Source organism: Nocardioides marmoribigeumensis, assembly GCF_031458325.1.
Taxonomy (GTDB): Bacteria; Actinomycetota; Actinomycetes; order Propionibacteriales; family Nocardioidaceae; genus Marmoricola_A; species Marmoricola_A marmoribigeumensis.
Genome location: NZ_JAVDYG010000001.1, coordinates 1,037,158 through 1,057,871 on the forward strand (window position 1 = coordinate 1,037,158; position 20,714 = coordinate 1,057,871).

Genomic DNA, 20,714 nt, shown 5'->3' on the forward strand with positions numbered 1-20,714 from the left:
CTCGTTCACCGGTCGAAGACGAGGTAGTGCAGCATCAGCCAGATCGGCGCCGCGGTGGCGAGCAGGGAGTCGAGCCGGTCCATCAGGCCGCCGTGCCCGGGGATGATCTGCGACATGTCCTTGATGCCGAGGTCACGCTTCATCACCGACTCGCAGAGGTCGCCCAGGGTGGCCATCACGACCGTGACCAGGCCGAGCAGGACCCCGACCCACCAGCGGCCGTCGAGCAGGAGGACGACGAGCGCGGTGCCGCCCGCGACGCAGGAGACCGTCGACCCGGCGAAGCCCTCCCACGACTTCTTGGGGCTGATCACCGGGGCCATCGGGTGCTTGCCGAACAGCACGCCCGCGGCGTACCCCCCGATGTCGGAGCAGATCGTGACGCCGATGAAGGTGCAGATCGCGCCCACGCCGTCGTCGGAGATGCCGCCACCGATGCGGTCGCCCTCGGCGAGCAGCAGCGCCACGAACGAGCCGAGGAACGGCACGTAGACCAGCGCGAGGATCGAGGCCGACGCGTCGCGGACGTAGCCGTCGACCCCCCGGCGCAGCAGCCACAGCATCGTGGAGAGCGCGGTGACCGCGGTGGCGGTCACCAGGGCCGGGGCGCCGTAGAGGTAGGCGACCACCACCATGACGACGCCGCCCAGCATCAACGGCTCCTGGGGCAGGTTGATCGCCTTGGCGCGGAAGCCCTGGTCGAGCTCCCAGACCGCCACGACGACGGCGGCGACCACGATCACCATGAACAGCGCCTTCTCGAAGGCGAGGGAGGCGAGGATCAGGGCGATGAGCACCACGGCCGACCCGACCGCGGCCGGCAGGTTGCGCCCGGCACGGCTCGCCTTCGGAGCGGGGGTGGTCTCGGGGGGTGTCGCCATGTGAGGTGGGGCCGCTCGGAGGTCTCAGACCTCGAGCAGCTCGGCCTCCTTGTGCTTGAGCATCTCGTCGATGTGGTCGGTGTGCTGCTTGGTCATCCCGTCGAGCCGCTTCTCCGCGCCGGCCACGTCGTCCTTGCCGACCTCGCCGTCCTTCTCGAGCTTGTCCAGGGTCTGCTTGGCGTGGCGGCGGATGTTGCGGATCGCGACCCGGCCCTCCTCGGCCTTGGTCTTGGCCATCTTGATGTAGTCCTTGCGGCGCTCCTCGGTGAGCTCGGGCAGGACCACCCGGATGGTGCGACCGTCGTCGGTCGGGTTGACGCCGAGGTCGGAGTCGCGGATGGCGCGCTCGATCGCGCCCATCGAGCCCTGGTCGTAGGGGCTGATGATGATCACGCGCGCCTCGGGGGCGGTGAAGGAGGCCAGCTGCTGCAGCGGGGTCGGGGTGCCGTAGTACTCCGCGGTGAGCTTGTGGAACATCGACGGGTTGGCCCGGCCGGTGCGGATGGCGGCGAAGTCCTCGCGCGTGACTGCGACCGCCTTGTCCATCTTGTCCGCGGCCTCGTTCAGGGTCTCGTTGATCACCGTTGCTCCTCGTTGCTCTCTTCTGGTCCTGAGTGGGCGCTGGGTCAGCCGTCGCGCGAGATGGTCGTGCCGATCTTCTCACCCGCGACGACGCGGGCGATGTTGCCTTCGACCGACAGGTTGAACACGATCATGTCGATGTCGTTGTCGCGGCACAGGCTGGCGGAGGTGGCGTCGGCGACCTTGAGGCCGCGGGTCAGGAACTCGTCGTAGCTGAGCCGGTCGAACTTCACCGCGTCGCTGTCGAGGTTGGGGTCGGCGTCGTAGACCCCGTCCACGCCCTGCTTGCCCATGAGGATGACCTCGGCGTGCACCTCGAGCGCGCGCTGCGCGGCGACGGTGTCGGTGGAGAAGTAGGGCATGCCCGCACCGGCGCCGAAGATGACGACCCGGCCCTTCTCCAGGTGGCGGATCGCGCGGCGCGGGATGTAGGGCTCGGCGACCTGCCCCATCGTGATCGCGCTCTGCACGCGGGTCTCCACGCCCTCCTTCTCCAGGAAGTCCTGGAGGGCCAGGCAGTTCATCACCGTGCCGAGCATGCCCATGTAGTCGGCGCGGGAGCGGTCCATGCCGGACTTCTGCAGCTCGGCCCCGCGGAAGAAGTTGCCGCCGCCGACGACGATGGCGACCTGGGTGCCCCGGCGCACGACCTCGGCGATCTCGCGGGCCAGGCCGCGGACCACCAGGGGGTCGACGCCGACGCTGCCGCCGCCGAAGACCTCGCCGGAGAGCTTGAGCAGCACCCGTTGGTAGGAGTCGGTCACGTCTTTTCCCTCTCCGGTGGTCGAGCTCGTCCAGGTCAGACGGAAGGCCGGTCGGTGGTGCTCGTGGGCTCCACCAACCGGCCTCCTGTACGTCGTCGGTCCTTGCACCCTACCGTCGTACGACGGTGGTGTCGGCCCCGCGGTCGGTCAGGCGCCGACCTCGAACCGGGCGAACCGCTTGACGGTCACACCGGCCTCGTCGAGCACCTTCTTGACGCTCTTCTTGCTGTCGGTCACCGACGGCTGGTCGAGCAGCGCGACGTCCTTGAAGAAGCCGTTGAGCCGGCCCTCGACGATCTTGGGCAGCGCGCCCTCGGGCTTGCCCTCCTCGCGAGCGGTCGCCTCGGCGATCTCGCGCTCCTTGGCCACGACGTCCTCGGGGACCTCGTCGCGGGAGACGTAGATCGGCCGCATCGCGGCGATCTGCATCGCGGCGGCACGCGCGGCGTCGGAGTCCGCGCCGTCGTACTCGACCAGGACGCCGACGGTCGGGGGCAGGTCCGCGGCGCGACGGTGCATGTAGACGACCGTCGACCCGTCGAAGTAGGCCACGCGGCCGAGCTCGATCTTCTCGCCGATCTTGACCGCGAGCGCCTCGACGGCCTCGCCGACCGTGCCCTCACCGAGGGAGACGGCCTTGAGCGACTCGGCGTCGCCGGCGCCCTGGGCGTCGGCGGCCTCGGCGATCTGCTGAGCGGTGCTGACGAACTCGTCGTTCTTGGCCACGAAGTCGGTCTCGCTGTTGAGCTCGACCAGCGCGCCGCCGGCGGTGGCGACGAGGCCGGCCTTGGCCTCGCGCTCCTCGCCGCGCTTCTTCATCTTGTCCATGCCCTTGATGCGGAGGATCTCGGCGGCGGACTCGAAGTCGCCGTCGGCCTCGGTCAGGGCCTTCTTGCAGTCCATCATCCCGGCGCCGGTCTGGTCGCGGAGCCGCTTGACGTCAGCAGCGGTGAAGCTCATGGAAGTTCCTTCTCAATGCCTCGGAGGGGCGACGGTGGGCCCGGTCGGGCCCACCGTCGATGGGGCTGGGTGAGCCGGGGCTCAGGCCTGCTCGGCGGGCTGCTCGGCAGCCTCGGCGGCGGGGGCCTCGTCCGCACCGGACTCAGCGGCGGGGGCCTCGGCAGGGGTCTCCGCAGGGGTCTCCGCAGGGGCGTCCGCAGCGGCCTCCGCAGGGGCCTCGGCCGCAGGCGCGGCGCCCTCGGCGGGAGCGGCCGGCTCCTCGGTGCCCTCGGAGGACGCACCGGTCGCCTCGGCGGCCGGGGTCTCCTCGGTCGCGGCGTCGCCACCGGTCGCCTTGACGGCGGCCTCGTCGGCGCTGCCCGAGAGCAGCTCGCGCTCCCAGTCGGCCATCGGCTCGTCGGCGGCCAGCTCGGCGCCGGTCTCGGCGTCGCCGCCCTGCACGCCTGAGCGCGACATCAGGCCGTCGGCGACCGCGTCGGCGACGACGCGGGTCAGCAGCGCGACCGCGCGGATGGCGTCGTCGTTGCCCGGGATCGGGAAGTCGACCTCGTCGGGGTCGCAGTTGGTGTCGAGGATGCCGATGATCGGGATGCGCAGCTTGCGCGCCTCCTCGACCGCCAGGTGCTCCTTCTTGGTGTCGACGATCCACACCGCGGCGGGGGTCCGGCTCATCTCACGGATGCCGCCGAGGGTCTTGTCGAGCTTGTCGCGCTCCCGCTTCATCTGCAGGAGCTCCTTCTTGGTGCGACCGGAGCCGGCCACGTCCTCGAAGTCGACCTCGTCGAGCTCCTTGAGCCGGTTGATCCGGTTGTGCACGGTCTGGAAGTTGGTGAGCATGCCGCCCAGCCAGCGCTGGTTGACGTAGGGCATGCCGACGCGGGTGGCCTGCTCGGCGATGGCCTCCTGGGCCTGCTTCTTGGTGCCCACGAACATCACCGTGCCGCCGCGGGCGACGGTCTCCTTGATGTAGGCGTAGGCGCGGTCGATGTAGGCCAGCGACTGCTGCAGGTCGATGATGTAGATGCCATTGCGCTCGGTCATGATGAAGCGCTTCATCTTGGGGTTCCAGCGACGGGTCTGGTGCCCGAAGTGGACGCCGCTCTCGAGGAGCTGGCGCATGGTGACGACGGCCATGGGCGGTCGACTCTCCTTGTGCTCGCGGCTCGGCGCGCTGCCAGCCTCGGGGCTGGAGCGGTCCGGCGCCTGTCTCGGTTGTCGTGGCCCGCGTGTGCGGCCCACCCTGACGCCCGGCGAGGACCCCACCTGGTCCCCTGGCGGGGACCGGACCGAGGTGTCCTGCCCGCGGGCCCCGAGGGGCGCTGTGCGGTTGGACGGGCGTGCGATAGTCGATCTGCTTGCGCGGATCGCCACCGGTCATCCTACGGCAGCCGACCCGCTGGTCCTAACCGAGCCGGGTCCTCTCCACAGGGCCGCTGAGGGCGCGGCCGTCCACGGTCCACCGCGCTCCCGGCCCACCGCCTGCTCCCCGGCCGCAGGCTGGCCGCATGCGACGCCCCCTCCAGCTCCTCCTCGTGCTCCTGGCCCTGCTCCTCGCCGGCGCCCTGCTGCGCCCGGCGGCGGCGATGCCCGACCAGGCGGTGCGGGCCCCCGCGTCGCTCCCCCGGGCCCCGGGCGGCCCGGGCGGTCTGGTCGCGGGACCGGCGCTCACCCGTGTCCTGCCGCTCGCCCCCACCCGCGCGCGAGGCGCCTGGCCGCTGGACCCCCGGCCCGAGGTGGTGCGCGGGTTCGACCCGCCTGAAGTCACCTACGGCGCGGGCCACCGGGGCGTCGACCTGCACGCACGGGTCGGGCAGCAGGTCCGGACCGCGCTGGCCGGTGAGGTGAGCTTCGCCGGCCGGCTGGCCGGGCGCGGGGTCGTGGTGGTCTCGCACGGGGCCACCCGGACGACGTACGAACCGGTGACGGCGAGCGTGCACCGCGGCGACCACGTGGACACCGGGCAGTCGATCGGGACGCTGCAGTGGTCGGGCAGCCACTGCCTGCCGCTGGCCTGCCTGCACTGGGGACTCCGGCGCGGGGACACCTACCTCGACCCGCTCACCCTGGTCGGGGGTGGTCCGCAGCCGGTGCGGCTCTATCCCTGGTGACGCGGACGGAACGCGAACCTGACTCAGCACTGCGTGACCCGGTGGCCACGGGGTCGTTGGTGGGGCATGCGAAAGCGTCTGCTGCTCAGGCTCGTCCTCGCCCTGGGCCTCTCCGCCTCCGTCGTGTCCCCCGCGGTGGGGAGCCCGCAGGAGGGCTATACCCGGCCCCACGTCGGCAACGGCAACGTGCCGGCCGGGTGCATCGTCGACCGCGACCCGATCAACCCCGACAACCACTGCTACCACATGAAGGTCGGGCTCAACGCGCTCGATTCGCCCAAGGTCGACGTCGACGTCCTCATCCCGGTCTCCCCCGCCGCCGAGCGTGACCTCCGGGTGGCCACCCAGGCGGTGCAGATGTGGGACGACGGCCTGCACTACCTCGCGCGTCAGATGCGTCTGGCCTGGCTGGCGCGCGGGTTCGACATGAACGTCCGCACCCACGACGTGGTGATGAACCCCGACGGCTCGCTGCAGGACCCTCTCAAGCTGGTCGATCCCGAGATCGTGGTGGTCGTGTCCAACCCCGCCGGCGGCATCGGGATCGGCATCGACCCGTCGTACTTCGCCGGCGAGCTCGGCATCGTCGACGACAGCGGCGTGCCCTGCGCCCCCGTCGAGAACCCGTTCAGCATGAAGGCGTGGAAGGCCAAGCCCGGCTTCGAGCAGCACGGCGGCGAGCCGGGCGGCATCTACGTCGAGGACTGCGGCGGCGGTGTGGGCGGCAACGTCTGCTTCGCGGTCAACGGCGCGGTCGACCCGGTGACCGGCGCCAGCGACTTCTTCCCGCTGTTCGACCTGGTGAGCCACGAGTTCGGCCACTGCCTGACGCTGGGCCACGTGGGCGACGGCGCCGACGGACCGTGGGGGCCGACGCCCACGAACGACATCATGGCCTACAGCACCGACCCGCCCCTGATCAACAAGTGTGTCTCCTCGCTCGACGTCGAGGGCTTCGCGCTGCGGATGAGCAAGTACCTCGACGTCAACGGCGACCGCACGGTCGACCGGGACGACCTGATCAGGCCCAACGACGTCAAGGGCGACGGGGCGAACTCGTTCCAGGTGCAGCATCCCGCCGACCACACCTACGCCTCCTCGACCGGGGACCCCGGTGACTGCCCGCAACCCGACCTGAGCCTCACCCCGCTGGCCGAGGGCGACTTCATGCCCGAGCCCCGGGCGACCACCCGCCCGCAGCTGCGCCTGCGTGCGGTCTCGGCCGCCCGCGGCCGCCTCCGCGTCGCGGGCACCGCGGTGCGGGTGCCGCTGGCCGAGCAGCCCACGGCCCGGTCGGCCTCGCTGGCCGACGCCTCGGGCGACGCCCACTCCCCCGTCACCGACCTGCAGGGTCTCAGGGTCAAGGTGACCCGGACGGCCGTCGAGGCCACGATGAAGGTCGGCCAGGTGTGGCCGGTCACCCAGGGCACGTCGCTGGTGGCCTACAGCCTCACGATCGACGGACGCCGTCTGGACTCGTTCATCCCGACCGGGAGCAGCGACGGCAAGGTGATGGTGCTCGACAACGGCACGGGCTACCCGCTCCCGGCCGGCACGGCGCGGTGGGACACCACGGCCAACACCGTGACGTTCAAGGTGCGCCGCGACTACCTCGCCGACCAGCAGGTCCGGGCGCCCTACAACGTCTACGCCGTCACCGGCTACCACACCCGCACCAACGACTGGGTGGCCAACGACGACCTGGCGCCCGACAAGGTGGACCTCGACCTCGCCGCCCCGGCGATGGGTCCGGAGACCCGTGACGCCCCGGTCGCCTCCCGCGTGCGGACCGTGACCTCCAAGGCGGGCTCGGGCTCGTTCACCCCGGCCGACTCGACCCTCGGCGTCGGGCTGGTCAGCGCCGTCGACAGCCGCGACTACGTCCGGGTGCCCGTCGAGGAGCAGTCCTCGGCCCTGGTCACCCTGCGGTGGAACGGCGACGCCAGCATGGGCCTCACCGTCGGCGGCGGCTCCTCGCAGAAGCCGGTGGCGACCAAGGAGGCCAACACTCTCAAGGTCCTTGTGCCCTGGGCCCGCCGCGACCTCACGGTCACCGTCGACCCGCAGGAGGTCCTCGACCCGACCGACTACACGCTCACGGTCACCCGCACCACGGTCGTCGCCGACCGAGACCGGGACCACGTGCCCGACGTGGCGGACGGCTGCCCTCGCGCCAAGGGCCCGAGCGCCGGCGCCGGGTGCCCCGACACCGACCGGGACTCGGTCTTCGACAAGGACGACGCCTGCCCACGCGTGGCCGGCATCGGCGCGAGCGGGTGCCCGACCCGACGGGGCGAGAAGGTCGTCGCGCTGGTCGACGGCAGGCGGGTCGCCGCGCGCAGCGTGATGACCCGGCACGGCGGCTACGGCTTCGTCCTGAGGTCCGCGGTCGCCCGCGGGCGTCACCGGCTCGTGGTCAGGTGGGTCGACGACGGCAGGGTGGTCGCGCGCGTCTCGCGCTCGATCGGCTGACCCACGAGGACCGACGGGGTCGGAGCACCTGGGAGAGGTGGTCCGGCCCCGTCGCCGCGCCCCGGACGGCAGCCGCCGCCGCGGGGCCGCCGGGCCGCCGGGCCGAGCGCCGGCGGTCAGGCCCTCGGGTGCGCCTGGGTGTAGGCCGACCGCAGCCGCTCGGCGGAGACGTGGGTGTAGATCTGGGTGGTGGCGAGCGAGGCGTGCCCGAGCAGCTCCTGCACGCTGCGCAGGTCGGCCCCGCCCTCGAGCAGGTGGGTCGCCGCGGTGTGGCGCAGGCCGTGGGGACCGAGGTCGGGCGCCCCGGGCACCTCGGCGAGGCGGGCGTGGACCAGCGCGCGCACCGCTCGCTGGTCGACCCGACCGCCTCTGACCCCGAGGAACAACGCCGGGCCCGAACCGCTGACCGCGAGCTCGCCGCGGGCGGCGAGCCAGTCGACCAGCGCCCGCTCGGCCGGCACCCCATAGGGGACCGTGCGCTCCTTGCGGCCCTTGCCGAACACCCGCACGACCCGCCGTCCGTGGTCGAGGTCGTCGACGTCGAGGGCGCACAGCTCCCCCACCCGGATTCCGGTGGCGTAGAGGAGCTCGAGCACCGCGAGGTCCCTCGCCCCCACGGCCCCGTCGGTCAGCGCGTGCTCCGCCGCGGCGTCGAGCAGCTGGCGCACGTCGTCGTGCCCGAGCGCGGGGGGCAGGGTGCGGTGGGCCTTGGGGCTGCCGAGCGCGGACCCGGGGTCGGCCTCGAGGCGGCCCGTGCGGTGCAGCCAGGCGGTGAAGACCCGGACCGCCGTGGCCCGGCGCGCCAGCGTCGTGCGGGAACGGCCACGGGTCTGCTGGTTGGCCAGCCAGCTGCGCAGGGTGCGCAGGTCGAGGTCGGCCAGGTCGTGCACGCCGAGGTCGGCGGCGTGGGCCAGCATCGAGCGCACGTCCCCGAGGTAGGCGCGCACCGAGTGCGCGCTCAGGTCGCGCTCGCTCACCAGGTGGCGCCGGTAGTCCTCCAGCACCCCGGCGTGGGGCGTCTGGGGCTCGCGGTCCTCGGGCACGTCCCGAGCGTAGGCCGGGCCGGCGCCCCGGCCATGGCGACCCGCGGCCCGCGCCGGGGACGTGGTCGCCGGTCACGGTGGCCCCTCGGCACCTCGCGGGTGCCCCGCCGGACCGCGCGAGGCACCGGCGGTGACGGGGCTCGGCTGCGAGCGCCTCGCCGCCGGGTCCTGGGCCTGTCGCCACGCGCCGGCCGCCCCGAGGACCCAGCCCTCCTCCTGCAGCCGGAGAAGCGACTCGCGCGCGGCCGTGGTCGGGACCCCGGCGGTGCGGGCGATCGAGGCCAGCGGCGCCGCGGAGGCGACCGGGACGGCCTCGAGCACGCGGCGGTCGTCGTCGCGCAGCAGGTCGAAGAGGGTCTCGGGGGCACGCGGCGGGGTCCACAGGACCTCGCCGACCGCGCCGACCAGGTCCTCGACGTGCTCACCGCGGGAGACCAGGCTGGCCGTCCCGGCGTGCAGCAGCTCGTGGACGCCCTCGGAGGAGGCGTTGACCACGGGCCCGGGCACTCCCATCACCACCCGATGCAGCAGCCCGGCCCAGCTGGCGGTGTTGAGGGCTCCGCTGCGCACCGCGGCCTCGACGACCACGGTGCCGCGGGTCAGGGCGGCGATGAGCCGGTTGCGCGCGAGGAACCGGTGCCTGGCCGGGGCCCAGCCGGGCAGTGCCTCGGAGACCACCACCCCGTCGCGGCAGATCTCGCGGAGCAGCTCGGTGTTGCGGACGGGGTAGGCCTTGTCGACGCCGCCGGCCAGGACGGCGACGGTGGGGCCCGCCGACCCCAGCGCCGCCCGGTGGGCCGCGGTGTCGATCCCGAAGGCGGCGCCCGAGACGACCGTGCGGCCGGCCCGGGTCAGGTGCGCCGAGATGTCACCCGCCACGCCCTCGCCGTACGGCGTGCAGCTGCGCGAGCCGACCACCGCCACCGACCGCTCGCAGAGGGAGACCAGCGACCCGGCCCCGCGGACCCAGAGGCCCAGCGGCGCTCCCGCCATGCCGTTGAGGGTCTCGGTGCCGTCGAGGTCCATCAGCTGGGCGGGCCACTCGTCGTCGCCCGGCACGACGTAGCGGATGCCCACGCGACGTGCCCGGTCGAGCACCCCTGCCGGGTCGAGGGCGGCGAGACGGGTGGCGGACGTCGCCCGCAGGTCGTCGAGGGACGGGTCGGCGAGGAGCCGGTCGTAGAGCTCGACCGCCCCGAGCCGGGCGACCATCAGGCAGACCTTGGGCGAGGCCGGCTCGAACAGCGAGCTGAGCGCGACCCGGGCCAGGCGCTCCCGCGGGTCGGCGGTCACCGGGCCGCCTTCGCCAGCGCGCTGGACGGCAGGTCCCGACCCAGCCGCAGCAGCAGCGCCAGGTCGGTCTCGTCGGCCCCCGGTGGGACGCCGGGAGGCAGCCCCCGCAGGTCGGCCACGGTCCAGGCGAGCCGGTGGACCCGCACGGCGCCGCGCCGGGTGAGCGACCCGTCGCAGACGTGACGCTCCACCAGGGCCGCGGCCTCGGCAGCGAGCGGCCAGCGCTCGGCGAGCTGGGGCCCCGGCACGTCGGCGTTGAGCCGCCACGGCGTGCCGGCGTAGCGCTCCTGCTGGCGGGCCCGGGCTCGCTCGACCCGCGCCCGCACGACCGCGGTCGGCTCCGGCCGCGAGAGCGGGTCACCGATCTCGTGGGGCCGCACCGGCTGCACGTGGCGGCGGATGTCGAGGCGGTCCTCGACCGGCCCGCTCACCCGGGAGCGGTACTGCCGGCGGCGCACCTCGGTGCACGAGCACCGGCTCAGCCGCACGTCGGGGTGGTAGTCGCCACAGGGGCACGGGTTGCTCGCGAGCACGACCAGGGTGCGGGCCGGGAACGTCGCCACCTCCTCGCCGCGCGCGATCGTCACCTCGCCGCTCTCCAGCGGCTGGCGGAGCGCGTCGATGATGTCGAGGCTGAACAGCGGGAACTCGTCCAGGAAGAGCACGCCGTGCAGCGCGCGCGAGATCTCCCCCGGGCGGACGCGGCCGGAGCCCCCGCCCAGCAGGCTCGTCCTGCTCGCGGAGTGGTGCGGTGCCCGGAACGGTGGCCGCACCAGCCGCCCGAGCGACGGCACCAGCTCGCCGGCCAGCGACGAGACCGCGCACAGCTCGAGCGACTCCTCCACGGTCAGGTCGGGCAGCAGTCCCGGCAGTCGCTCGGCCAGGGTGGTCTTGCCCGACCCTCGCGGACCGGTCAGCAGCAGGTGGTGCCCCCCGGCCGCGGCGACCTCGAGGGCGTAGCGGGCCTCGCGCATCCCGTGGACGTCGACCAGGTCGAGCTCCTCGGCACGTCCCTCGCCGCGCCAGCGGAGCACCTGGCCCACCACCCGCGGCGCCACCTCGGGCGCCTCGGGGACCTGGGTGCCGGTCAGCAGCGCCACGACCTGCTGGAGCGAGCGCACCCCGATCACGTCGACCCCCGGCACCAGCGCCGCCTCCTCGGCCTGGACGTCGGGCACCATCACGCGGCGCAGGCCCCGGTCGCGCCCGGCGAGCACCATGGGCAGGACCCCGGGCACCGCGCGGACGCTGCCGTCCAGACCGAGCTCGCCGAGGAACAGCCAGCCCTCGGGGTCGAGACCCTTGACGTCGCCCGCGGCGGCGAGGATCGCGGTCGCGATCGCCACGTCGAAGTGCGGCCCGCTCTTGGGCAGGTCCGCCGGGGAGAGCAGGACCGTCACCCGCCGCGTGGTCGGCCAGGTCAGGCCGCTGTTGACGATCGCCGCGCGGCAGCGGTCGCGCGCCTCGTTGATCGAGGCGTCGGCCCGGCCCACCAGCGTCGTCGCGATCACGCCCTGGGTGACGTCGGCCTGGACGTCGATGAGGTGGCCGCTCATGCCTTGCAGGCACACGGTGCGGGTGGTCGCGACAGCCACTCAGCCCACCCCCCGCACGTGGTCCAGTCGCTCGGCGACCGGCAGGCTCAGGTCGATGCCGACGAGGTCGATGCGCACCTCGGTCGCCGACACCTGGTGCTCGCGCAGCCAGCGGGCGGCCAGCCGCCGCAGCCGGCAGAGCTTGGCCCCGGTCACCGCCTCCAGCGGGCTGCCGAACGCGGCGTCCCGACGCGTCTTGACCTCGCAGACCACCACCACCGGCCCGTCGCGGAGCACCAGGTCGAGCTCCCCCTCGGGGCACCTCCAGTTGCGGTCGAGGACCACCATCCCGTCCGCCACCAGGTGGCGGGCGGCGAGGTCCTCGCCGTACACCCCCATCGCGTTGCGCTGTGCTGCCGTCGTCATCGCACACCTCCTTGGGACCGGAGCGTGCCGCGTCGGGAGGACGTACGACGGCCAGGTGCGTCGCGCTGGGGACGGCGCCGGCGTCCCCACACCTGGGGAGGGAAGCGGGCCTCTAGTAGGTGCCGGGGTTGTCGCAGGGCGGGGGGCTGTCGGGGACGTTCTCGACCTGGCGCCGCGCCGACTGGGTCACCCGGCCGTCGTCGGGCATCGGCAGGAAGGGCAGGTTGAGGTCCAAGGTCTCGAAGGCGACCGTGACCCGGACGTAGTCCCCGCGCCGGACCGGGCGGCCCAGGGCGTTCCCGTCGGCGTCGGTCCACTCGAAGCCCGCCACGACCGGCGAGACGGCCGGCTGTCCCGCGTGGTCGTCGATCCGGGGCTCCACGCAGGTCGCCCAGTCCTGCCCGACGACCATCTTGCGCGCGGCCTCGCGGGCGTTGGCGCTGGCGGTCGTGAGGGCCCAGAAGAGGTAGCCGTACTGGATCAGCCCGAACACCAGCAGCAGCATCAGCGGGGCGACCAGGCCGAACTCGAGCGCGGTCGCTCCGGTCTCCGCCCGTCCGGCGGTGCGCCGCCTCATCACTTCACCAGCCGGATGATGCGGGGACCGACGCCGAGGTAGTCCACGGTCGGACCGTCGTAGGAGCTGCCCACCGGCGGGAGCGCGTCGGGGGCGATCGTCATGAACCGAGCGGCCTTGAGCCGGCCGTTCTGGACGACGAGGCCGGCCTGCTCGCGGCCCATGTCGACGCCGAGCCCGTTGGCCAGGGTCTGCAGCGCGGCGTCGACGTTGCCGCTGTCGAGCTGGTTGAGCGCGGTGGTGATCCCGATGCCGCTGAGGAAGGTCTGCACGATCGGGCCGAGGATCCCCAGGCTGGCGGTCACCTCGTCGACGGCGTCGTCGAGGTTCTGCTGCACGGCCTTGGGCAGCGGGTCGATCACGCCTGTCGGCTGGATGCCGGCGATGTTGAGCGAGTCGGCCGACCCGTTGTCGATGAAGACCGGCCGGAAGGTGAGGACGGGGTAGTCGACCTGCCCGGGGGCGTTGAGGCTGACGTAGCTCAGCACCGGCACCCACCCGAACCGCGGGGAGGAGTAGATCTCGCTCTTGATCGTGTCGCTCGGGGTGATCAGCGGCAGGTTGGGCAGCAGGTAGGTGTCCAGGGCCATCGCGAGCTGGCTGTCCAGCAGGGTGCCGGACCCGCTCTTGAGGTAGTCCTCGAGCCCGTCGTCGTTGTAGAGCCCGGCGAAGCCGAGGACGCTGAGGTCGACCTTGTGCCCGCTGGCGCAGGCGCTGGCCCGGTTGCAGCTGAGCCGTCCGTAGCCCGGCTCCGCCGGGCTCGACGCCGTGTTCTTCAGCATCCCGTCGGTGAACTCCTGCTCGGCCGCGGCGTCGCTGCGCAGGCGCACGCAGTTGGCCGGGGCGCCGCCCAGCAGCGTCGCGTCGTACGTCGCCTGGGTGTCGAGGCGGTTGTACGCCGTGCCGGCGCAGCCGAGCAGGCCGTACGCCGGGTTGGCGAGCACGTTGGTCACGGTCCCGTTGATCACCGACACCAGCCCCGCGGCGCTCCCGTCGAGACCCGACAGGTCGGCCCCGCCGAGCGCTTGCACGAGGGCCTCGTTGCGGGTGACGGAGTGGTCGAGGCCCTCCTGGAGGTTGCGGGTCAGGGCGGGGGTGCCGTGGTCCTTGGCGCGCGGCGAGTCGAGCAGCCGCCCGCAGGCGACCGTGTCGCTGAGGTTGAGCAGGCCGCCCATCGCGGTGACCAGGGACCCGACCACGCTGGTCTGGGCGGGGTAGACGTCGAAGGACACCGTCCCGGTCGACCACTTCGGGGCCGACGGCGTGAGGCCGAGCCCGAGGGAGATCAGGCTGGTGGGCAGGCGCACCTTGACGTACCACCGGCCCGGGGTGTTCCTCACCGCGTCCGGGATCGCCACGGTCACGAGCTTGGTGGTGGTCGACAGGGTCGAGACGTCCACCGGACCGATCGTGGTGTCCCCGCGCTTGAAGACGATCTTGCTGTCCGAGGCGTTCAGCGACAGGATCGCCGGCGACCCCACCCCCACCGTGAGCACGGAGCCGTCGGTGGAGGGGTTGGACACGGTCACCAGGTCGCTGGCGTTGGCGCCGGAGTAGGTGGTGTCCCAGGGGGTGAGCGCGGGCTCGTTCTGGGTGGGCAGTGACCCGCTGGAGGAGTAGTTGCCGGGGACGACGTAGCTGATCGGCAGCAGCTTGTCGACGCCCGAGCCGAGTCCGGCCTGGTTGACCACGCCGGCCAGGCACTGCAGCGACAGCCCGATCGGGAGCAGGCCGCCGGGCGAGGACACCTTGGCGGTCGCGGACTTGCTCTGGGTGACGTTGCTGGCCCCGGTGACACCGGCCCACACGTAGTCCACCCGCGCCTCGGGCCCGATCACCTGCACCTGGGTGCTCGAGGGGAAGGTCACCTTGCCGGTGGTGACGAGCTTCTGGGCGTAAGTGTCCAGCGTGCCGGAGGAGCTCGAGGCCGGGCAGTCGGGGATCGAGGGGTCGAGGGTCCGCTGGCCGACGACGGGGTGGCACGCGAGGTGGTAGGCCACCCGCTTGGCCACTGCCAGCCGGGTGGCGTCGTCGGCGGCGGGCAGCGCCTCGGCGGCGAACGTCGCCGCGCCGTCGGCCTGGGCCTGGAGCTGGCCACGGCGCATCCAGGTGTTGCCGATGTCGACCACGAACGCGGCGACCACCAGCAGGATCATCACCACCAGGGCGGACAGCAGCGCGACCGCTCCTCCCTCTCGGGAGCGGTCCCGCTCTCGGCGCGGCCTGAGCCGGGCGTCGGCCCAGTCCCCCACGGTGGCTACCTCGGGTCAGCAGGCCTGGACGTCGAGTCGAACGTTGTCCAGGTGGACGGACGTGTCGGAGACGACCTCCCCGTCGTTCGGCAGCAGACCGCTCATGGCCGACTGCGCCACCGACACCTTGACGCTCAGTTTGACATCGACGCCGAGCTGATGAGGGACGAAGTCGACGATCTGCGCCGTCACGTCCGAGGCGTCGACGCCGGTGGTGCCCGACGAGGCCGCGGTGGCCTTGTTGGCGTTGGCGGCCACGGTGTCGCGCAGCAGGGTGCGCAGCGACTCGCAGCTGGTGAACGCGCCGTACACCGCGGCCTGGTCGACCTGCGGCTCGACGGCGTCGCGCTGGGCCTGCCAGAAGTACTGCCCGTAGGCGAGCACCCCGATCATGAGCGGGCTGAGCAGGGCACTGATCAGGCCGGCCTCGACGGCGGCCACCCCCTGCTGGTCGCGTCGTCGGCTGGTGCGTCGGCCGCCCTCCCGGTGGCCGCGCAGGTGCGTGCGTGCGTTCATCGGATCCCTCCCCAGGAACCTCGACGACTCGCAGGACTCCCACCCTGCGCCCTCGCCACCCCTGACGAGTGAGCCGCCGGACCGGACTTGTACGCCCGACCAAGAACAGCGTAAGTGACCAAGGTCCCTAATCGGAAGTAACCGGCAAGATTTCACCTGGGGCGTGTCGGCGCCCCCGGCTCAGTCCTCCGGCGGCTGGAGGTCGGACTCGGCGAGCTCCTCGACGTTGACGTCCTTGAACGTGAGCACCTTGACGTTCTTGGCGAACCGGGCGGGGCGGTACATGTCCCAGACCCAGGCGTCGGTCATCGAGACCTCGAAGAACACGTCGTCGGCCTCGGTGCGCGCCTTCACGTCGACCTGGTTGCACAGGTAGAAGCGGCGGTCGGTCTCCACGACGTACTTGAAGATGCCGACGACGTCGCGGTACTCGCGGTAGAGCTGCAGCTCCATCTCCGCCTCGTACTTCTCCAGGTCCTCGGCACTCATCTCGTCTCCTCCAGCACGCCCGTCTCCGTGGCGTCATTGTCGCCCAGGACCCGGCGGACGTTGACGAAGCAGCGCCGGTGGATGGGCGTCGCTCCGTGGCGCTCGAGCGCCTCGGTGTGCGTCGGGGTGATGTAGCCCTTGTGGGTCAGGAAGTCGTAGTCCGGGTAGCGCTCGTGCTCCCCCACCATGATCCGGTCGCGGGTCACCTTGGCCAGCACGCTCGCCGCGGCGATGCAGGCCGAGACCCGGTCGCCCTTCCAGACCGCCAGGCCCGGGACGCCGAGACCGTCGACGGGGAACCCGTCGGTCAGGACGTACGACGGCCGCACGTCCAGGCGCGCGAGCGCCCGTCGCAGCGCGGCGACGTTGGCCACGTGCATGCCGAGGCGGTCGCACTCCCCGGGCGGGACGACGACCACCGACCACGACAGCGCCCGGCGCACGACCTGGTCGTAGCAGCGCTCCCGGGCGGCGGCGGTGAGGAGCTTGGAGTCGGCCAGGCCCGGGACGACGCCGCGGTCGCCGTCGGGGAGGATCGCCGCCGCGGCGACCAGCGGACCCGCGCACGCGCCGCGCCCGGCCTCGTCGACCCCGGCGATCGGGGTGAGGCCGTGGCGGCGCAGCGCGCGCTCGTAGCCGTAGAGCCCCGCGTCGCGTCGGACCGTGGCACCACGGGGCAGCTCGCTCATCGGGCGTCGCCCCCGCACTGGTCGGGGTCGGCGTCACCGCCGGGGACCGTCTCGAAGGTGGAGGGGCGGTGGATGATCGTGGCGTGGGTCAGCGGCCACACGACGGAGAACACCTTGCCGACCACGTCGTCCACCGGCACGCACCCGCCACCGGGGTCGCCGAGGTGGACCCGGGAGTCGGCCGACTCGCCGCGGTTGTCGCCCATCACCCAGAGGTAGCCCCGGGGGATCTCCACCTTGAAGGTGATCAGCGACGGCTTGGCGCCGGGGGCGAGGTAGTCCCGCTCCTCCAGCGGGGTGCCGTTGACCCGCAGGCGGCCCAACTTGTCGCAGCAGCGCACGGTGTCACCGCCGACCCCGATCACGCGCTTGACCAGGTGACCGCCGGTCGGGAAGAGGCCGAAGGCCTCCAGGGTCTTGGCGAGCGGGTTGCGGGCCTGCGGGGCCTGCTGCTCGTCGAGCCAGCCGCCCGGGTCGGCGAAGACCACGATGTCGCCCCGCTGGGGGCTCCCGTCGCCCCAGTAGGAGACCTTCTCCACCAGGATCCGGTCGTTGAAGACCAGGGTGTCGTTCATCGAGCCCGACGGGATGTAGAAGGCCTGCATGAACAGGGCCTTGATCCCGACGGCCAGGATCAACGCGACGACGAGCAGCAGGACCATCTCCTGCCAGAACGGCAGGTGGTCGCGCTCGTCCTCGCCCTCCTCGAGCTCCTCGTGCTCCGACCCGGGGTGCCGGTCGTCGGCCCCGACGGGGTCGGAGGAGGTGGTCGCCCGGTCCGCTCGATGACGTCCCGGCACCGGGCGATCCTCGTGGTCGGTCACCCCGGGAGCCTAACCGGGCGGGGTCTGGTGACCGGAGGCGGCGCGGGTCAGCGGACCTCGCGCTTCTCCTTGATCTTGGCGGCCTTGCCGCGCAGGTTGCGCAGGTAGTAGAGCTTGGCGCGGCGGACGTCACCGCGGGTCACGACCTCGACATGGTCGATGATCGGGGTGTGCAGCGGGAAGGTGCGCTCGACGCCGACGCCGAAGGAGACCTTGCGGACCGTGAAGGTGCGCCCGACGCCCGAGCCCTGGATGCGGATGCAGACGCCCTGGAAGACCTGGATGCGGGAGCGGTTGCCCTCGACCACGCGGACGTGGACCTTGAGGGTGTCACCGGGGCGGAACTCCGGGAGGTCGTCGCGCTTGTGGCCGGCGGCGAGCTGGTCGATGACGTTGGTCATGGTGTCTCCTCGTCGGCGCCACAGGTCGCCCACGGTCGTGGGGGTGGATCGGTGCCCGGCGTGCTGTGTCAGTGGCGGCGTGCCCCCTGTGGCAGGTGCACCGCTGACCGTCGCCCCACGAGGGAGCTTGCGCGGTCGTCGTGACGGCCGGACCAACCCAGGATTCTGCCACAGGGGCCGCGGCCGGACGAAATCGCCTCAGCGCCGGCGCTTGGTCATCCACATCGTCGGGTCGCCCGGGGTGAAGCCGGCCGGGCGGTAGCCCGCGCGGCGGTACATCCGCTGGTTGCCCGCGCTCGTCCCGCCGGTCACCAGGCCGTAGGACGTCGCCTCGGCCGGCGCCCACTCCTCGCAGCGTTCGAGCAGCCAGCGGCCCAGCCCGCGGCCCTGCAGGTCGGGGGCCACCATCAGGCGGCCGACGACCCAGGTGGTGCCGTCGGAGCCGCCCAGCTGCCCCCGGACCGACCCGACCAGCCGGCCGGCGCTGCGCAAGACCCAGGTGCGCCAGCGGTCGAGGTCCGAGACGACCTGGTCGAGGTCCTCGTGCAGCGCCGGGACCTCCAGGGTGTCGAGCCCCAGTGCCTCCTGGAGCCAGCACGCGCGCTGCAGCGTCCAGAGCTCCCCCGCGTCGGCCCGGGTGGCCGGCCGCCACTGCGCGTCGGTCACGGTCGCCGGGGCGAGCAGTGCGCTCGGCGGGAGCAGGTCCGGGCGGCGCGCCGCCGTACGGGCGAGGGACTGGGTGTGGCGCCACCGCTCGATCGCGCCGTGGTCGCCGCCGAGCAGGACCTCGGGGACCTCGAGGCCGCGCCAGGACGGGGGGCGGGTGTAGACGGGGTACTCCAGCAGGCCCGACTCGTGGGACTCCTCGAGCAGCGAGTCGGGGTTGCCCATGAACCCCGGCAGGAGGCGTACGACCGCCTCGAGCACCGCGAGCGCGGCCACCTCGCCGCCGTTGAGCACGTAGTCGCCGAGGCTCACCTCGAGGACCCGCACCCGGGTGGCGGCGTGGTCGAGGACGCGCTGGTCGATGCCCTCGTAGCGGCCGCACGCGACGACCAGGTGCTCCTCGGCCGCCAGGGCGCGGGCGTGGATCTGGGTGAACGGGACGCCGGCGGGGGTGGGGACCACCAGGACCGCATCGTCCGTGGCGAGCGCGTCGAGGGCCTCGCCCCACGGCTCGGGGCGCATCACCATGCCCGCTCCCCCGCCGTAGGGCGCGTCGTCGACGGTGCGGTGACGGTCGTGGGTCCAGTCCCGCAGGTCGTGCACGCGCAGGTCGAGCAGGCCGCTGCGGCGGGCCTTGCCCGGCAGGGAGAGGTCGAGGGCGTCGAGGTACGCCGGGAAGATCGACACCACGTCGACGCGCACGTCAGTCCTCGGGGTCGAGCAGCCCGGGCCGGTCGGCGACCGTGATGGTCCCCGCGGTCAGGTCGACCTCGGGGACCAACGCCGAGACGAACGGCACCATCGCCTCGCGGCCGTCGTCACGTCGTACGACGAGCACGTCCTGGGCGCCGGAGTGCAGCACCTCCGCCACGACCCCGACCCGCTCCCCCTCGAGCGGCTGGACGGCCAGGCCGACGAGCTGGTGGTCGTAGAATTCCTCGGGGTCCTCGGGCCGCTCCTCAGGGGTGACCTCCACCGACAGGAGGCCGTTGCGCAGGCCCTCGGCCGCCGTACGGTCCGAGACGCCGGCGAAGGTCGCGAGCAGCCGCTCCTGGTGCCAGCGGGTCCGCTCGACGGTGAGCGTGGAGGGCCCGGGTGCCGCGCCGCGGGGCGCCTGCAGCCTCACGACCGCCCCCGGGGCCAGCCGGCGCTCCGGCTCGTCGGTCCGCAGCTCGAGGCTCACCTCACCGCGGATCCCGTGCGGCCGCCCGATCCGGGCGACGACGACCTGTCCCGGCTCCATCGCTCCTCCTCAGGTGGGGGGTGCGGTTTCACTAGGTACCTAGTGAAACTGGCACTCCCCGAGCGAAACTTCGCTCGGGGAGTGACAACACCACTAGGTACCTAGTGAAACCGAACCAGGGCCTCAGCGGCGGCGGTCGACGTCCACGAAGTCGATGCGCGCGCCCCCGCGGCCCAGGGCCCCGACGACGGTGCGCAGCGAGGTGGCCGTGCGGCCGTTGCGTCCGATCACCTTGCCGAGGTCGTCGGGGTGCACCCGCACCTCGAGCAGGTCACCACGACGGGTCTGCTTGTCGCGCACCGAGACGTCGTCGGGGTGCTTGACGATCCCCCGGACCAGGTGCTCCAGCGCGTCGGCGAGCATCAGGACTCGGTGGTCTCGGTCGACTCGGAGGCGGCCTCGACCGGAGCGGCCGGGTCCTCGATGCCCTCCGACGAGGCGCCCGTGGCCTCGACGGCCGGGGTGTCCTCGGTCGTCGCGTCGCCACCGGTGGCCTCGACACCGGCCTCGGCGGTCGCCGCGGTCGCCTCGGGGGTCTCCTCGGCGGCGGCCTTCTTGGCCGGCTTCTTCTCGGCCTTCTTGGTCACGGCCTCGGTGTCGAGCGAGCCGCCGGACTCCTTGAGGATCTCGTTGAAGATCTCCTGCTTGGACTTCTTGGGCTCGGCGACCTTGAGGGTGCCCTCGGCGCCCGGCTCACCGGTGAACTTCTGCCAGTCGCCGGTGATCTTCAGCAGCGCGGCGACGGCCTCGGTCGGCTGCGCGCCGACACCCAGCCAGTACTGCGCGCGCTCCGAGACGACCTCGATGACCGAGGGGTCGTGCTTGGGGTGGTACTTGCCGATCTCCTCGATGACCCGGCCGTCACGGCGGGTGCGGGAGTCGGCGACGACGATGCGGTAGTAGGGCTGACGGATCTTGCCCATCCGCTTCAGGCGAATCTTGACGGCCACGAGTGTGGTGTCTCCTCAGGTGTGGTGTTCGGGTTGAGGCGAC

General features: G+C 72.8%; 21 protein-coding genes and 1 pseudogene. 2 read left to right on the forward strand and 20 right to left on the reverse strand.

The window, feature by feature from the left end:
* Positions 1-5: 5 nt before the first annotated feature.
* The 5 genes from J2S63_RS04995 to rpsB form a co-directional block, all read right to left on the reverse strand.
* Entirely contained in the window at positions 6-881 is an 876-nt protein-coding gene (locus tag J2S63_RS04995) for a phosphatidate cytidylyltransferase (RefSeq protein WP_310299413.1), read from the reverse strand.
* 24 nt (positions 882-905) lie between these two features.
* Positions 906-1,460, reverse strand: a complete 555-nt coding sequence (gene frr, locus J2S63_RS05000) for a ribosome recycling factor (protein ID WP_425573323.1) — start codon at positions 1,458-1,460, stop codon at positions 906-908.
* 47 nt (positions 1,461-1,507) lie between these two features.
* Positions 1,508-2,227, reverse strand: a complete 720-nt coding sequence (gene pyrH / locus J2S63_RS05005; RefSeq protein WP_310299417.1) for a UMP kinase — start codon at positions 2,225-2,227, stop codon at positions 1,508-1,510.
* Positions 2,228-2,374: 147 nt separating this feature from the next.
* Complete coding sequence (gene tsf, locus J2S63_RS05010; RefSeq protein WP_310299419.1) at positions 2,375-3,187, reverse strand: translation elongation factor Ts; 813 nt, start codon at positions 3,185-3,187, stop codon at positions 2,375-2,377.
* 81 nt (positions 3,188-3,268) lie between these two features.
* The gene (gene rpsB, locus J2S63_RS05015; protein WP_310299421.1) at positions 3,269-4,321 is read right to left on the reverse strand and encodes a 30S ribosomal protein S2; all 1,053 of its coding nucleotides are present in this window, start codon (positions 4,319-4,321) and stop codon (positions 3,269-3,271) included.
* A gap of 371 nt (positions 4,322-4,692) precedes the next feature.
* Between rpsB and J2S63_RS05020 the strand changes: the two genes are divergently transcribed.
* Positions 4,693-5,295, forward strand: coding sequence for a murein hydrolase activator EnvC family protein (locus J2S63_RS05020; RefSeq protein ID WP_310299423.1), 603 nt, complete (start codon positions 4,693-4,695; stop codon positions 5,293-5,295).
* A 66-nt stretch (positions 5,296-5,361) separates the two neighbouring features.
* Complete coding sequence (locus tag J2S63_RS05025) at positions 5,362-7,767, forward strand: hypothetical protein (protein ID WP_310299426.1); 2,406 nt, start codon at positions 5,362-5,364, stop codon at positions 7,765-7,767.
* A gap of 116 nt (positions 7,768-7,883) precedes the next feature.
* Here J2S63_RS05025 and J2S63_RS05030 read toward each other — a convergent pair whose 3' ends face one another.
* The 15 genes and pseudogenes from J2S63_RS05030 to rpsP all read right to left on the reverse strand — a co-directional run.
* Entirely contained in the window at positions 7,884-8,810 is a 927-nt protein-coding gene (locus J2S63_RS05030; protein ID WP_310299428.1) for a tyrosine recombinase XerC, read from the reverse strand.
* Positions 8,811-8,882: 72 nt separating this feature from the next.
* Entirely contained in the window at positions 8,883-10,103 is a 1,221-nt protein-coding gene (dprA, locus tag J2S63_RS05035; protein WP_310299430.1) for a DNA-processing protein DprA, read from the reverse strand.
* Complete coding sequence (locus J2S63_RS05040; RefSeq protein WP_310299432.1) at positions 10,100-11,659, reverse strand: YifB family Mg chelatase-like AAA ATPase; 1,560 nt, start codon at positions 11,657-11,659, stop codon at positions 10,100-10,102. Before J2S63_RS05040 ends, dprA begins: the two co-directional genes overlap by 4 nt.
* A 39-nt stretch (positions 11,660-11,698) precedes the next feature.
* On the reverse strand, positions 11,699-12,064 hold the full coding sequence (locus tag J2S63_RS05045; protein WP_310299434.1) for a YraN family protein: 366 nt from the start codon (positions 12,062-12,064) through the stop codon (positions 11,699-11,701).
* 112 nt (positions 12,065-12,176) lie between these two features.
* Positions 12,177-12,641, reverse strand: a complete 465-nt coding sequence (locus J2S63_RS05050; protein ID WP_310299436.1) for a TadE family protein — start codon at positions 12,639-12,641, stop codon at positions 12,177-12,179.
* Complete coding sequence (locus J2S63_RS05055; protein ID WP_310299438.1) at positions 12,641-14,893, reverse strand: TadE/TadG family type IV pilus assembly protein; 2,253 nt, start codon at positions 14,891-14,893, stop codon at positions 12,641-12,643. The genes J2S63_RS05050 and J2S63_RS05055 overlap by 1 nt, the downstream gene beginning before the upstream one ends.
* Before the next feature lie 15 nt (positions 14,894-14,908).
* A complete protein-coding gene (locus J2S63_RS05060) occupies positions 14,909-15,409 on the reverse strand; it encodes a hypothetical protein (RefSeq protein ID WP_310299439.1) in 501 nt (166 codons plus the stop codon).
* Between the two features lie 180 nt (positions 15,410-15,589).
* Entirely contained in the window at positions 15,590-15,898 is a 309-nt protein-coding gene (locus J2S63_RS05065) for a DUF2469 domain-containing protein (RefSeq protein ID WP_310299441.1), read from the reverse strand.
* Complete coding sequence (locus tag J2S63_RS05070) at positions 15,895-16,587, reverse strand: ribonuclease HII (protein ID WP_310299443.1); 693 nt, start codon at positions 16,585-16,587, stop codon at positions 15,895-15,897. The genes J2S63_RS05065 and J2S63_RS05070 overlap by 4 nt, the downstream gene beginning before the upstream one ends.
* Entirely contained in the window at positions 16,584-17,411 is an 828-nt protein-coding gene (gene lepB, locus J2S63_RS05075; protein ID WP_310299445.1) for a signal peptidase I, read from the reverse strand. The genes J2S63_RS05070 and lepB overlap by 4 nt, the downstream gene beginning before the upstream one ends.
* A gap of 47 nt (positions 17,412-17,458) precedes the next feature.
* Positions 17,459-17,812 (reverse strand): 50S ribosomal protein L19, encoded by a 354-nt coding sequence (rplS, locus tag J2S63_RS05080; protein ID WP_310299447.1) that lies wholly within the window; start codon positions 17,810-17,812, stop codon positions 17,459-17,461.
* A gap of 198 nt (positions 17,813-18,010) precedes the next feature.
* Positions 18,011-19,180, reverse strand: a complete 1,170-nt coding sequence (trmD, locus tag J2S63_RS05085) for a tRNA (guanosine(37)-N1)-methyltransferase TrmD (RefSeq protein WP_310299449.1) — start codon at positions 19,178-19,180, stop codon at positions 18,011-18,013.
* Position 19,181: 1 nt separating this feature from the next.
* Entirely contained in the window at positions 19,182-19,721 is a 540-nt protein-coding gene (rimM, locus tag J2S63_RS05090) for a ribosome maturation factor RimM (protein ID WP_310299451.1), read from the reverse strand.
* 123 nt (positions 19,722-19,844) lie between these two features.
* Complete coding sequence (locus tag J2S63_RS05095) at positions 19,845-20,084, reverse strand: RNA-binding protein (protein WP_310299454.1); 240 nt, start codon at positions 20,082-20,084, stop codon at positions 19,845-19,847.
* A 140-nt stretch (positions 20,085-20,224) separates the two neighbouring features.
* Positions 20,225-20,671: pseudogene (gene rpsP / locus J2S63_RS05100) on the reverse strand (30S ribosomal protein S16); the annotation flags it as partial.
* Between the last annotated feature and the right edge of the window lie 43 nt (positions 20,672-20,714).

What these genes read in the sequence shown, in the direction of transcription:
- J2S63_RS05060 (WP_310299439.1), bottom strand. Translation starts at nt 15,409, where the DNA reads ATGAACGCACGCACGCACCTGCGCGGCCACCGGGAGGGCGGCCGACGC.
- J2S63_RS05020 (WP_310299423.1), top strand. Translation starts at nt 4,693, where the DNA reads ATGCGACGCCCCCTCCAGCTCCTCCTCGTGCTCCTGGCCCTGCTCCTC.
- rimM (WP_310299451.1), bottom strand. Translation starts at nt 19,721, where the DNA reads ATGGAGCCGGGACAGGTCGTCGTCGCCCGGATCGGGCGGCCGCACGGG.
- J2S63_RS05025 (WP_310299426.1), top strand. Translation starts at nt 5,362, where the DNA reads ATGCGAAAGCGTCTGCTGCTCAGGCTCGTCCTCGCCCTGGGCCTCTCC.
- J2S63_RS05065 (WP_310299441.1), bottom strand. Translation starts at nt 15,898, where the DNA reads ATGAGTGCCGAGGACCTGGAGAAGTACGAGGCGGAGATGGAGCTGCAG.
- J2S63_RS04995 (WP_310299413.1), bottom strand. Translation starts at nt 881, where the DNA reads ATGGCGACACCCCCCGAGACCACCCCCGCTCCGAAGGCGAGCCGTGCC.
- tsf (WP_310299419.1), bottom strand. Translation starts at nt 3,187, where the DNA reads ATGAGCTTCACCGCTGCTGACGTCAAGCGGCTCCGCGACCAGACCGGC.
- J2S63_RS05070 (WP_310299443.1), bottom strand. Translation starts at nt 16,587, where the DNA reads ATGAGCGAGCTGCCCCGTGGTGCCACGGTCCGACGCGACGCGGGGCTC.
- J2S63_RS05095 (WP_310299454.1), bottom strand. Translation starts at nt 20,084, where the DNA reads ATGCTCGCCGACGCGCTGGAGCACCTGGTCCGGGGGATCGTCAAGCAC.
- rplS (WP_310299447.1), bottom strand. Translation starts at nt 17,812, where the DNA reads ATGACCAACGTCATCGACCAGCTCGCCGCCGGCCACAAGCGCGACGAC.
- J2S63_RS05040 (WP_310299432.1), bottom strand. Translation starts at nt 11,659, where the DNA reads ATGAGCGGCCACCTCATCGACGTCCAGGCCGACGTCACCCAGGGCGTG.
- J2S63_RS05050 (WP_310299436.1), bottom strand. Translation starts at nt 12,641, where the DNA reads ATGAGGCGGCGCACCGCCGGACGGGCGGAGACCGGAGCGACCGCGCTC.
- rpsB (WP_310299421.1), bottom strand. Translation starts at nt 4,321, where the DNA reads ATGGCCGTCGTCACCATGCGCCAGCTCCTCGAGAGCGGCGTCCACTTC.
- J2S63_RS05045 (WP_310299434.1), bottom strand. Translation starts at nt 12,064, where the DNA reads ATGACGACGGCAGCACAGCGCAACGCGATGGGGGTGTACGGCGAGGAC.